The organism is Paenibacillus sp. F4 (assembly GCF_002894905.1).
GTDB classification, from domain to species: domain Bacteria; phylum Bacillota; class Bacilli; order Paenibacillales; family Paenibacillaceae; genus Paenibacillus; species Paenibacillus polymyxa_B.
Genome location: NZ_POVS01000017.1, coordinates 628027 through 640241, shown reverse-complemented (window position 1 = coordinate 640241; position 12215 = coordinate 628027). Strand labels below are relative to the sequence as shown.

Below are 12215 nucleotides of genomic sequence, written 5' to 3'. Positions count from 1 at the left end.
TTAGATTTCATCGGATAAACCAGGGGTTTATTCCAATGTCTATTCTAAGGGGTGCACTGCAGTCACGGTAACGGGCTTTTTTATCTTTATTTAGCCTACGCAGCCCCGGGATTGCTTTGGTCTTTTGTTTTACTCGTGATAACTATCGGCTTGACAGCAGTCGAAGAACCTATGTGTGGATAGTATGGTTGTGTTCATGACAACGTTTAAGGATTCCTTGCAGGCAGCAACTGCATTGGAGCGCGGGGCAGAAGGCTACATGCTGAAGTCGATTCATCCGCGGGAGATGAAGGAAGCCTTGAAACTTATTTATAATGGAGGAACCTGGATCGACCAATCGGTCGCTACACGAGTTTTCGAAGAGATGAAGCGTCAACGTGAGCAGTTGGAGAAAATCGGTTCAAGTCAGGGAAACTACCCGTACGGGCTTACGAAACGCGAGATGGAGATTCTGGAGCATCTGTCGAGCGGACTGCGCTACAAATCGATCGCCGCCAAGCTATTTTTATCGGAGGGGACGATCCGCAATTACTGCTCGATTCTCTACTCGAAACTCGGCGTTAACAACCGTGAAGAAGCAATAGAAATGGCGCGAATGAAGAATATCGTGTAGCTGGAGAATTTCCCGATGGTACTCACGATATAGGGGTCACCTCACGAAACGGAAAAAATCGTATTCTAAGCAGTGCGTTGCAGAAAAAACCGGACCCTTACAGGGGAATCCGGTTTTCGTCTTAGCAGCAAGTGAAGTTGAACTATCGTGTCCCGTTACTTTAACGATGTAATCGAACTGAAGCTAAATGCATTAGATCCAAATATCATTGACTGCTGTTAATTCTGACTCAGTCTCGCCAGTGTTTACTACGCCCCTGGGCTCTACCAACATGATATGACACTCCTGGTTAGCGAAAGTTTTGTGTTCGACACCCTTGGTACAATAAACATCTCTCCTTGGGAAATCATTACTTGGCCATCGCGGAAATCAATGAACATCTCCCCTTCGAGCACGATAAACACCTCGTCGGTATCTTGATGATCGTGCCATACAAAATCACCATCTATCTTGACCAATTTAAATTGATAGTCATTCATTTCACCAATGACTTTCGGAGACCAATGTTCATTGAACTTAGATAATTTCTCATTCAGACTATTACTTTATTTTTCAGTCTAGAACTTTAGACACCTACAATAAAGACCGCAAAGGCTTAAGCCCTTACGGTCTAATTTACTTCTGGTATCCTGAGTCCAATTTCACCTTCCTTGTTGCGCCCCGTCCATAGTCGATGGTGACAAAATCCAGTGTTCGGTTGACAGCACCAAAAATGGCCAGGCGGACATTACAGATACCAAGAATGAAGCATCTAACAATTATGTAGATATGCCGCAATGATATATGGAGGAACTGGCCGTCCATGTTAAAGGCATGCGTAAACTAAGGTTGAGGCAAAGGCAAATGGGACATGGAAAGGCGGGGATCGCAACTTTGTTTTTCATTCAGGTACAGGGAAACCCTATTACCATACAACGCCGTCCCAGCAGTGGAAAAACTGGTGTGAGCGGCACGGCTTCCGTAATGTATCACTTCATGGTCTCCGCCATACAAATGCAACGTATTTGCTTGGCTAGGGAGCATCCTATCAAGGAGATTCAGCATCGATTGCGACATTCCACATCTCAAGTGACTTCAGACACCTATGCTCACGTCACCAAGAAGCTTAGTCGTAAAACAACAGCACACCTCGATGTCTTCGATCCAAAAGTTCGTCCCCAATCCGTCCCCAAGAGCGAAAAAGGCGCTCGCTCCCTGTGATATGGAAGTCATGATTTCAATCACTAAAAATAAAAAATCCCTTGATAATCAAGGGATTCAAGAGAAAAACCATAGTGCCGAGGACCGGGATCGAACCGGTACGGTAGTCACCTACCGCAGGATTTTAAGTCCTGTGCGTCTGCCAATTCCGCCACCCCGGCATAAATTTAGGAACGCCAATCTTTACACTTACTTGTCTTACAAGTACCTGAGAAACACCCATCTAATTAAGAAGTGTTTTCATTATGTAAATGTCGTTCAATTGGGCACCAACATATAATACGATAATTTTATCGAATTGTAAAGTGTTTTTTTAAAAAAATAATAAAATTCTCTTTTTTGTATAACTTGTGCACATTTGAATTACACTAATAAACGTCTTTCCAAACTACCAGAAGGGGTGTTACGAATGCGTGAAGGTATGATTCCAGCTGTTCTTGGAACGGTAGTATCGGCTTCAGGCGCTGTGTTGCTGAGCAGTAAGTACAAACTTGCAGCTACAGGCATTCTCGGTTTCGGACTGGCTCATGTTGTTCTGGGAGCGATTGATCTGATTGAGCATCGCTAGTTGTTTGGGAAGTGCCGGGCGGGATTTACTCCCCCCGGTTTTATTTTTATCAACGTTTAGTCTGGAGCACAAGCGTTTATGTAAAGTATAGAAGCTGAATGTACCTAATAAAAGGAGCTGTGATGTGCTATGAGAGATAATAACTCTGAAAAGAATCGTACTGACGATCATATCGAACATAAACAATCCCTGGACAAGCGCGAGCCAGGATTTAATCGCATTCCTGACGCCGATGAAGATACACCTGCTGCTACTGATATGATTGATGAAGCCATAGGTCGCGGGATAGACAAGTTACGTAACGATTTTACAAAATAAAGCATGGGTAATAGGACACAGGTTTGTGAGCAGTCCTTAATTCATTTGTTTTGATATGTACAGTGATTTCGTAAAATCACTTAAAGATCAGCATGATCCAGCCAATGATTGATATCCACAGCACGATGCTGATTAAGAGTCCACACATGATACCAAAAGAGAAATTACCTTCATTCTTCGGCATAGTACTGCCAAACTTTAATCTAAGCTTCATTTGATTCCAGTTCATAGAACCCCCTCCTTAAGTTCTATTTCGGAATATGAAGCTTATTTTTGTAGACCTATAGTCATATTTTCAAAAATAAAATAGGGTTTTTCGTCCTATCATCCTGGTCGCGGAAACAGGATTACAGCTATACCGACCAAACAAATCAATCCACCAATGAAATCGTACAAGTCGGGTGTCTTTTTATCAATCCACCAGCCCCATGCGATGGAAAGAACAATAAAGACACCTCCGTATGCTGCATATACACGCCCAAAGGAGGAAAAAACCTGAAAGGTAGCGATGATTCCATACACAGCCAAAATTACTCCGCCACAAAGTCCGACATACCATGTCTTCCCTTCACGCAGCCACTGCCAAATCAAATATCCTCCTCCAATTTCAGCGATGCCAGCCAATATAAAAAGTAAAGCTGCCTTTAACACCATTTCACATCCCTAATTCTTCAAATTCTTTTCGGCTTTTTTGGGATATCTCATTCAGAGCACTCGACCTAAAAGGATAATCAATGCAATCACGCCAACCAAAATCAGCAGGTTGCTAACCTGACGCCATAAGCTAGGCACTCCCTCGGAGTGAAGCTTCCGCTGATTGGCATCAAAGTTCGCTTTGGCTCCTTCAGCATCTGCTGATCTAGAGAATGGTCTGTTTTCTTCATTCATAAGAGTACCTCCTTTTCAATCCACTTTAATCATACCAAACTTTTCCGTCGATTTCGCGGTGCTTTTATGCATATACTTACCACATATTTCTGATTGCATCTTCATTTATGTGAAGTGTACATCTATATGGCAATATTTCGCTGAATATAAAGTATGATGTCGAATCAAGGTAGAGTGGGTATTTAGACGTCTTTCATTGCAGGACGGTAGTTATGGTATAATTTAGTCAACTTGTTCAAGATCGTACCAGCGCTCAATTGTTTACTCAACTTGTAATTAAATTTACATCCAAGAATCCACATCCCGGTTACAACCTGCATTTTCTGTTTGTAAACCTAGGAGGAGGATACCGATGTCCCCAATCTTTATAGCAAGTTTAATGATAATGGGCATATTTTTATTTCAGACAGCCATCGTTTTCGGCATCATACATTGGATTTCAAAACGCACCCAACGTCCAGCAAAAACCAAAATGTATCTTGCAATGGGTTTGCTCGTTGTAATTTTAGGCTTCCTTGTATGGGACAACTGGATACACTCACAGGAATTCAATGGATGGGCCACGTTTAGTCTGCTGGTGATTATTATTAGCGCCTATATACAACTTAAAAAGCAAAAAGAAAAATACTAATCCCATTACCATGCATCAAAGGAGGAGCGCCATGAAATCTCACTCAACACGCTTTTGGTTACAGAGGGTGCTACTGCTAATGCTTGTTTTACTCTTCAGCGGCTCTCAGCAATCGTTCATTGTTGCCGATGCCGCCCCGCCAATTAATGTTCAGGCCTCTGCCAAAGCCAAGCAATTACTTGCCTACCTATCTAATGTACCGGATGATATGCTAATTTCCGGGCAGCATGATTACTTAGAGGCACCGGATGAACAAAATAACAAGCTACAACAAATCAGCGGACAATACGCAGGACTTCACGGCTATGAGTTTGGAGGATTGGCTAATCAGTCCCGTACGGCCTTACGAGAGCAACGTCAGCATGTTGTGAATAGTGCTATCCAATGGAGTCAGGACGGCGGAATCGTAGCTGTTACCTTCCATCAGGCACTACCGGGCACACCCAAAACATGGAAAAACGTACAAGCAAAAATTACTCAAGCTGAATTTGATCGATACATCACGCCGGGTACCCTGCAATATAAACAACTGATCGCCGATCTGGATGAGGTGGCTCTGTCCCTTAAGACTTTACGAGACGCGGATGTACCTGTTTTATGGAGGCCGTATCATGAAATGAACGGCAACTGGTTTTGGTGGGGGAACAAGCAAAATTACACTAAATTGTGGAATCTAATGTATGATCGGTTCACTCATGTCCATCATCTGGATAACCTGTTGTGGGTGTGGAGTCCCAATGCCCCAAACGCATACAGCACTCCCTATAATCTGTTCTTCCCAGGTATTAACCGGGTAGATATTCTTGCAGCTGATATCTATAATAATGATTACAAATCCTCCTACTACACCGAATTGCTAAAGCTTGCGCAGGGCAAGCCTATGGGAATCGGAGAAAGTGATATTCTGCCGAGTGCGAAGGTGCTGCAAAACCAACCAGCCTGGGCCTATGCCATGACGTGGGGAAAGGAGCTGTCGGCAACCAATTCACAAGCAGCAATCAGACATTTTATGAACCAAAATAATATCATCACACGAGACCTTCTTCATGAGTCTCTGCGCTGATGGAAAAAAGCTTCCACTTCGCTCTAGGAGCAAAGTGGAAGCTTTTTTTATACTAAATCCAAATAAAGTTCTCTAACTATTTCTGATAACCTCTTCTAGATCAATATCGGCATACGCCTCTTCACCAAGATGTACGGATACAATGGTGTAGATCCGCTTGGACAGTCTAGACATCAGCCGATCACCCGGTGCTACAGAATATTCTTCCCGATAATCTCCAATTTTGTGAAAACCGCTGGACATATGGATGTACAAGTTGCCCCTACGTGTTTTACCATGCACCAACATCAGATCTCCTCCTGCTGTGTAACCAACCTAATTTCCCTGTTACATGTATATCGGTCAGAACAAGATAGGATATAAGTCCCTGGTACCCTTCTTTCGTTTCACAAGTTAGTGCACGTACACGAAACGGGTCTGCCAGTGATGTGACAGACCCGTTTTTGTAAACCCATTTTCGTGATTTAGGAAGAAACTATTCTTGATAGGATTCTGCTATTGCATTCGCTGCAATGATTGCATTGTACACGTCAGCAGGACTAACCGGGAACGGCATGTTGACCATTGTATCATTCGATGCACAAGCAGCTTCAGCCACTTGGCGCCATTCAGCCTCAATAAATTCCTCTACACCCAAGTCACGAAGCGTCAATGGAAGGCCTACATCCTTCACCAGTTTAATCACGGTTTCCAGTTCCTCTTTCGGCGCATTTTCCAGCACTAGCTGGGTTAACAAACCGAATGTGACTTTCTCACCATGCTGTGCTTTATGAAGCGAAGGAACAGCCGTCATGCCATTATGAATGGCGTGTGCTGCTGCCAACCCACCTGATTCTGCACCAACACCGCTCAGATAAATGGTAGCTTCAATCGTATCCTCAACCGCACGAGTATATACTTTACGATCCACAGCACGTTTGGCCTTCACAGCATTTTCCAGCAGCGTATCATAACAAAGACGAGCAAGTCCCAGTCCTGTAGTGGAAGGCTTGTTCAAAACCAGGTTATCCCCATTGGCCTGATAGCAGGCACGAGCTTCAAAATAAGTGGCCAGTGCATCACCGATTCCAGCTGCAAAGAAACGTGCAGGCGCTGCTGCCAGGATGCCTGTATCTGCCAGTACAACGTCTGGGTTAGTAGGCAGGAACAGATATTCATCAAAAGAGCCATCTTTTTTGTATATAACCGCAAGCGCGGTACAAGGAGCATCTGTAGAAGCAATCGTTGGGAAAATAACAACAGGCAGCTTTTCATAATAAGCGGTTGCCTTGGCGGTATCCAATGTTTTTCCCCCGCCAATCCCTATGATAATGTTCGAACCATGTTTACGCACCAATTCGCGGTTACGCTCAATCTCTTCTTTTGTACATTCATATTGAAATTTCTCGAAGACCACCTGGTTACCAGCTGCTTCAATCGAAGCACCTGCCTCCTTTTGGGCCCTTTCAAGTATGAATTCATCACAAATGACAAAGGCTTTATCGCCATAATCCTTAATATAGTCATTTAACGACGAGAGTAGATTTTGTCCAGAAATAAATTTCTTGGGTGAAGTGACGGACCTTACAACGTTTGCCATGTAAATTCCTCCTCAGCTTTGACTCATACTCAAATTAATAATGATTTGGGCATGTGACCCCTTAACTATAAACCTCTTTTCACGTTATTAAAAGGCTTATTATGGAATATTTTATGAACAAATTGTGTATCTATTATATTTGAACAGTCGAGCTCCATTCAGAATACAGGATACCCATCATGATACGATCATAACTGTTACCATCGCGAAGAACAGCGGAACGAACTCTACCCTCAAGCTGGAACCCCGCCTTCTCATAAGTTCGGATCGCTTGTGTATTGTACTCAATCACATCCAAGCCGACCCGATTCAAATTGAGCTCATAAAACGCATAACGAAGAATGAGCCGTACCGCTTCTGCCCCAAAGCCCTTGCCGCGGTAGTCCGTATTACCTATACCTATTGCCAGCTGTCCGCAGCGATTATTCCACTCAATCCCGTGGATAGCAACAAATCCGATCAAGACATCATCTGCCAATGTTCTTAATCGAAAATAGACCTCGTTAGAGCGGGGTGATCCTTCTGACTCCATCTGTTTCAACGTGTAAGGGAGCGCCAAATCCGTATCTACATTTCGCAGATACTTCGCATCCTCACCCCATTTGAACATCACTTCGGCATCTTCTTCCCTGACTGCGGCCAGTTTTATTCGTTCCCCATAAAATAAATTTTCGATCTTAATGACTCTTCAGCTCCTATTATGAATTGTGTGCCATGTTTTCCGTCATAATTGTCATGCTATCCGATGTCCGCAATATAAGCTCTCCCTTTTAATTCAATGTTTAAATTTTACAAAATAATCAAACATAGCACAACCAAATCATTACAATTGTCATTGTGTGACACACAAAAAAGACCTTGCAGCTGCAAGGTCTTCGCATAACTAATATTTAAACAACATAGCAACCAGCTGATATCCAGCTCCAATCGTCCAGAACAGCACATAATCACCGCGCCGGATACGACCCGATTCAATACCTTCATATAGCGCAATGAACGGGCTACTGGTACCTGTGTAACCATATCGATCACCCACATAAATCATTTGGGCATCCTCTAGCTTCAAGTGATCCTGAATCTTCAATACATTTGCTAACGAGAACTGAGACAGACAATAAGCCCGTACATCTTGAGGCGTCAGCCCGTTCTTTTTTAAAATGCGTTCAAGCAGATCAAATGTTGGAGGCAAGGCCATATTGGCATCGAACGGAAGCCACTGAATATATTTTCCGGGGGCGTTCCTTTGGAGTGTTGCCGCTAACCCCTGAGCCGGGTACAAAATTTTATCTATATTGACTGGGTCCGTAAAATACATCGAATCTATGAAACCGGTGTCTTCTTCTGTACGCTCCAAAATAGCCGCACATGCAGCATCTCCATAGTTCGCATAAGTAATCTCATCCTCCGGACCGGAAATGAGTGAATTATAATCTGAACCGATAATAAGCGCTGTCCGCACGTCAGGATTAGATAGCATCGACCGACTGGCTTGATCGACAGCGACTGTCATCCCTGCACAATTCGCGTTGGAATCCATCACGGCCACATCATGTCTGGCCCCAATCGCCTGGTGAACAAACAAGGCATTCATCGGAAACAGTGACTCAGGAACTTGAGTGGAGAACACGATCATATCCACATCACGGCCTGTCATACCGGCCTGTTCCAGTGCTTTTTGCGCAGCTGCAATTCCCATTGTTAGACCGTTTTCGTTAGGATCATCAATGATATAACGCTGTTTTCTACCCATATGCTCCATGAAGCGTCGAATATCTCTGCCCCGCTCGTCAAAATGGCGAACATAGTATTCGTTATCCAACGAATGGGGCGGATGGTACACACCCAGTGCTTTTATTTTGATATGGCTCATCAGGCTTCCCCCTTACACATACGTCAGCGCATTATTGTACAACAATATCTACGTTGTTTAATCCTGCTTCGCGTGCTACTCGACCAAGCTGCATTTTAATAATGGTTTGTTGAAGGCTGATGCCAAAGATTACTTTGGCAAATCCAGTTTCTTTATAACGTACAAATGAGCCCTTCAATTTTTCCACTTCTCCCGGACCCAAAAGTGCCATCTGGGTACAATCTACCTTGAGTGTAAAGCTGGGCGCCTGAATGGATGAAGTTTTGGCTACATATTCTTTTACAAAGCTATCATACTCCTCCTGGCTAAAAACTCCATTCACCGCCATATGTACCGTTTTCATGGCTTGATCTACTTCGATAGTGTAAGGATGTTGACTCATTTAGAAAGACTCCTTTGATTTCATTTTTTTGTCTATTAAGAGTATCGGAATAATAGGTAGAATTTTTAATATTAAATCAGATAAATCACCACTAAAATATTACAAATTTGTGAATATAAAAAACCGCCACTGCTCCTAGAAGAAGCAACTGACGGCTAGAAATTTGCGTATTCTCATGTGCAATTAATTCGTAAACGTATGGCGACCGAGTGAGATGACAGCCGGGCGACTTTTACTCCATTTGGCTGTGGCAATGGCCGGGTTGTAATAAAACAAGGATCCATTAGTCGGATCAGCACCGTTAAGTGCCTGTCTGGCTGCACGGTATGCCGTCTTGTTTGGTTTCAGGCGGTATTGACCATCCTGTACAGCGGTGAATTGGCCAGGCTGCAAAATAACGTCCGGGATCGAGCTTGGAAACTCGCCGGACTGAACACGGTTTAATACGACAGCGCCGACAGCCACTTGACCTTCAAACGATTCTCCGCGCGCCTCAGAATAAATGATACGAGCCAGTTGATCCAGCGCGGTTACGCGCACCTTTCCGAAGGATTCCAGCTTGGCTTGTGTTGCCGCTCCGGCTACTCCATCAGGTGTCAGACCGTTATCTCGTTGAAAACGAGCCACCGCTTTACTGGTCAGAGAACCATAGTACCCAGTAAACCCAGCCTTGAAATAACCGAGCGAATGAAGCTGCTGTTGAAGCTCCAGTACCCGTTCGCTTTGAATCCCTTTCTTCAAAGCTGACGTTTGTGCTTGTGCTTGTCCTGGTGCGACTGACAATACAGTACCTAACATACATGCGCAGGACAGGATTAAAATAGATAATTTTTTCATTTTCCAGACAACCTCCTCTTTCATGTTCTGTCCGGTGCAACCATTCCGGCCTGTACAACTCAGGGACGTTTATCCGATGATGTTTCTTATGACATAACTTATGCCTAGCTGCAGAAATGACGCGTGGCTACATACGGAATGGGACAATCATACTTTCACACGTCCGTTGCAGTATACCACAAGCCGCATTTACGTATCATCCGGCTCTGGTCCTAAGACTACCCAAGCAAATAAAACGTCATCCCTAAAGGGATGACGTGTATTAAAAGCAATGGATCATGTTCTGACCACACTTGAATACGTGACTTTTTTCGCTATTTTTCGCTTCTACTTGCCCGGGACCGGAGCCTGATTTCTACTAATCCAAATCACATTTGCGCGCACACATATATGGGCGTATGCATAGGGTAGCGTACGATCATCAAATCTTGATTAACAGAAAGGCTGGAAACGACGCGTGAATTCATATATGGATTACACCTCTCCTACTGTACAATTCACCTATGATTTAAGCGACAATGTTTTGTTTCAGAAGGATGCTCAAAATTCGATCAACGAGCTGTCGATCCAGCAGCTGAATACATTGGCAAATGTATCGCTGCTGGATATTCGCCTCAGCACTGCTAATGTTGTGGAGCCTCACTATCACCAAAATGCCACAGAACTGGTCTACTGCATCTCTGGAGCAGTAACCGTGTCACTGATTAACCCCTTTACCCGCGAGTTACGACATTTTCCGATCACACCTGGCCAAGTGGCTAACGTCCCTCAAGGATGGTGGCATTATCTGGTCGCCACGATGGATAACACTCATTTGTTGACGATTTTTGATGCCCCGACCCCTGAATTCATACTGGGATCTGACGTTTTGCGCCTAACGCCAAATAACATTCTGGCTCATACTTACTGCCTGGATGAGAATAAGGTTCAGGAAGCGCTCGCCCCTATTAAAAAACCTGTCATCATCGGTCCTCCCAATGACTGCAAGCAGCAGCCCCCCCGAAAGCCCGGGATACATGTAAGGCTTGCTGACGCTTCATCACACCATCAGGTCGTCCCCCAAAGAGATTACGCCTATACTAACGGATATCCTGGCTTCTCTTTTAATCCCTATCAGGAATAGGCTAACTCTAGTCAGGTCTTAAGTTGGAGGGAATACCTTTTTCCTGTATGTTCGCCGTTACCATAAGACCGTCCCTCTCATAAAATGCCAATGTATAAGAGGGGGTGATGGAATGGACGCTTACTACAACTGTTTGAACTGCATGAATAAAAAGGTGCGTATTCTCACCATTGACGGAAAACAGTACGAAGGAACCATTATGGATGTGGATCGTAATAATGTGTACTTAAAAACAGAACGGAACGGACGTGTACAAACGTCTGCCTTTTATCCTGGCTACGGGTATGGGAATCAAATCTTAACTTTGAGCCTGTTCACCCTGCTGGCGATTGCGTTAATTTAATCCCTGATCCATTGCCCGTTCCTGTCTATAGATGCCAATGTACCTCAAATGACAGCGCCCAGCCCGGCACAGTTTGTGTAGGGCTTGTACGCTGTTATTTGAGGTGTTTTATCATACGCTCCATCCTCTAAAACACTTAACCCCCCATCGGTTATATACCAATGGGGGGTTAAGCTACTCAGTTCAATTTAAACCCATAAAGACTTCGTAATGATAACGAGCAGAATGAACAGTACCAGAATAGCTCCTGTCGATGTCCATACTCCTGGGTAGCCCCCTACTGAACCGCCACCACAACCTCTTTCACATTCACTCATGGTCATTGCCTCCTTCAATTCAAGGTACAACATAGCTTATGTATTGAGCTTTCCTACGGACCGGGCTTTTCGGCAATGTTATGAATGTTTTGCTGATGGGCATTAGCCTACACCTTTCCTAGGCAGGAGCATAGGATAACACAACTAATCTTGAAGGAGTGAAGCAATTGAATTCAAATCAAATGCTCAATTACAACGTTAATCAACCTTTCCCCCACCATCCTACCTCTCACCATGTCGTGGTGCACCCTGTAGATCCATACGTCGTAGAAACATTAAAATCGGTGATCGGCAAGTACGTTGTACTTGAGACCACACGTGGCAGAATTGATGGATGCGTAGTCGATTGTAAGCCCGACCATGTTATTTTAGATGTATACGGAAAAAAATTCTTTGTTCGAATCAGCGAAATCGTATGGATCATGCCCAACTAAACAAATCAGACATTAAAAATCCTCGCAAATCCTGTTCCGGATTCGCGAG

General features: G+C 44.0%; 17 protein-coding genes, 1 tRNA gene and 2 pseudogenes. 8 read left to right on the top strand and 12 right to left on the bottom strand.

The window, feature by feature from the left end:
• Positions 1-187 precede the first annotated feature (187 nt).
• A pseudogene (locus C1T21_RS21605) lies at positions 188-613 on the top strand (response regulator transcription factor); the annotation flags it as partial.
• A gap of 192 nt (positions 614-805) precedes the next feature.
• Here the strand turns inward: C1T21_RS21605 and C1T21_RS21600 are convergent.
• Positions 806-1149: pseudogene (locus C1T21_RS21600) on the bottom strand (cupin domain-containing protein).
• A 739-nt stretch (positions 1150-1888) separates the two neighbouring features.
• Positions 1889-1974 (bottom strand) — tRNA-Leu (locus C1T21_RS21590).
• A gap of 248 nt (positions 1975-2222) precedes the next feature.
• On the opposite strand from C1T21_RS21590, the gene C1T21_RS21585 reads away from it, so the two are divergent.
• Both C1T21_RS21585 and C1T21_RS21580 read left to right on the top strand, forming a co-directional pair.
• Complete coding sequence (locus C1T21_RS21585; RefSeq protein WP_013311032.1) at positions 2223-2381, top strand: hypothetical protein; 159 nt, start codon at positions 2223-2225, stop codon at positions 2379-2381.
• A gap of 129 nt (positions 2382-2510) precedes the next feature.
• Positions 2511-2699, top strand: a complete 189-nt coding sequence (locus tag C1T21_RS21580; protein ID WP_103049679.1) for a hypothetical protein — start codon at positions 2511-2513, stop codon at positions 2697-2699.
• Positions 2700-2775: 76 nt separating this feature from the next.
• On the opposite strand, the gene C1T21_RS27455 is transcribed toward C1T21_RS21580, so the two are convergent.
• The 3 genes from C1T21_RS27455 to C1T21_RS21570 form a co-directional block, all read right to left on the bottom strand.
• Positions 2776-2928 (bottom strand): hypothetical protein, encoded by a 153-nt coding sequence (locus C1T21_RS27455; protein ID WP_165149143.1) that lies wholly within the window; start codon positions 2926-2928, stop codon positions 2776-2778.
• 95 nt (positions 2929-3023) lie between these two features.
• On the bottom strand, positions 3024-3350 hold the full coding sequence (locus C1T21_RS21575; protein ID WP_025723546.1) for a YnfA family protein: 327 nt from the start codon (positions 3348-3350) through the stop codon (positions 3024-3026).
• A gap of 54 nt (positions 3351-3404) precedes the next feature.
• Positions 3405-3587 carry a hypothetical protein gene (locus C1T21_RS21570; protein WP_025723548.1) on the bottom strand — a complete coding sequence of 61 codons (183 nt, stop codon included), beginning with the start codon at positions 3585-3587 and terminating at the stop codon, positions 3405-3407.
• A 352-nt stretch (positions 3588-3939) separates the two neighbouring features.
• Between C1T21_RS21570 and C1T21_RS21565 the strand changes: the two genes are divergently transcribed.
• Together C1T21_RS21565 and C1T21_RS21560 are read left to right on the top strand one after the other, a co-directional pair.
• Positions 3940-4218 (top strand): hypothetical protein, encoded by a 279-nt coding sequence (locus tag C1T21_RS21565; RefSeq protein ID WP_103049678.1) that lies wholly within the window; start codon positions 3940-3942, stop codon positions 4216-4218.
• A gap of 31 nt (positions 4219-4249) precedes the next feature.
• Complete coding sequence (locus C1T21_RS21560; RefSeq protein ID WP_103049677.1) at positions 4250-5281, top strand: glycosyl hydrolase; 1032 nt, start codon at positions 4250-4252, stop codon at positions 5279-5281.
• A gap of 72 nt (positions 5282-5353) precedes the next feature.
• On the opposite strand, the gene C1T21_RS21555 is transcribed toward C1T21_RS21560, so the two are convergent.
• From C1T21_RS21555 to C1T21_RS21530, 6 genes are all read right to left on the bottom strand, one after another.
• Entirely contained in the window at positions 5354-5569 is a 216-nt protein-coding gene (locus C1T21_RS21555) for a hypothetical protein (RefSeq protein ID WP_013311038.1), read from the bottom strand.
• A 187-nt stretch (positions 5570-5756) separates the two neighbouring features.
• The gene (locus tag C1T21_RS21550) at positions 5757-6860 is read right to left on the bottom strand and encodes a glycerol dehydrogenase (RefSeq protein ID WP_103049676.1); all 1104 of its coding nucleotides are present in this window, start codon (positions 6858-6860) and stop codon (positions 5757-5759) included.
• A 133-nt stretch (positions 6861-6993) separates the two neighbouring features.
• Positions 6994-7542 (bottom strand): GNAT family N-acetyltransferase, encoded by a 549-nt coding sequence (locus tag C1T21_RS21545; RefSeq protein WP_103049675.1) that lies wholly within the window; start codon positions 7540-7542, stop codon positions 6994-6996.
• A gap of 201 nt (positions 7543-7743) precedes the next feature.
• Positions 7744-8730: a ketoacyl-ACP synthase III gene (locus tag C1T21_RS21540; RefSeq protein ID WP_103049674.1), complete on the bottom strand. Its 987-nt coding sequence runs from the start codon at positions 8728-8730 to the stop codon at positions 7744-7746.
• Between the two features lie 31 nt (positions 8731-8761).
• Positions 8762-9112: a hypothetical protein gene (locus C1T21_RS21535; protein WP_103049673.1), complete on the bottom strand. Its 351-nt coding sequence runs from the start codon at positions 9110-9112 to the stop codon at positions 8762-8764.
• 183 nt (positions 9113-9295) lie between these two features.
• Entirely contained in the window at positions 9296-9949 is a 654-nt protein-coding gene (locus C1T21_RS21530; protein ID WP_103049672.1) for a cell wall hydrolase, read from the bottom strand.
• Positions 9950-10406: 457 nt separating this feature from the next.
• Here C1T21_RS21530 and C1T21_RS21525 point away from each other — a divergent pair, with 457 nt between their 5' ends.
• Together C1T21_RS21525 and C1T21_RS21520 are read left to right on the top strand one after the other, a co-directional pair.
• Positions 10407-11072 (top strand): cupin domain-containing protein, encoded by a 666-nt coding sequence (locus tag C1T21_RS21525; protein ID WP_103049671.1) that lies wholly within the window; start codon positions 10407-10409, stop codon positions 11070-11072.
• A gap of 112 nt (positions 11073-11184) precedes the next feature.
• Complete coding sequence (locus tag C1T21_RS21520; protein WP_025719727.1) at positions 11185-11415, top strand: LSm family protein; 231 nt, start codon at positions 11185-11187, stop codon at positions 11413-11415.
• Positions 11416-11603: 188 nt separating this feature from the next.
• Here C1T21_RS21520 and C1T21_RS28180 read toward each other — a convergent pair whose 3' ends face one another.
• On the bottom strand, positions 11604-11732 hold the full coding sequence (locus C1T21_RS28180; RefSeq protein WP_013371969.1) for a hypothetical protein: 129 nt from the start codon (positions 11730-11732) through the stop codon (positions 11604-11606).
• Positions 11733-11899: 167 nt separating this feature from the next.
• Between C1T21_RS28180 and C1T21_RS21515 the strand changes: the two genes are divergently transcribed.
• Complete coding sequence (locus C1T21_RS21515; protein ID WP_025719729.1) at positions 11900-12166, top strand: DUF2642 domain-containing protein; 267 nt, start codon at positions 11900-11902, stop codon at positions 12164-12166.
• Positions 12167-12215 lie beyond the last annotated feature (49 nt).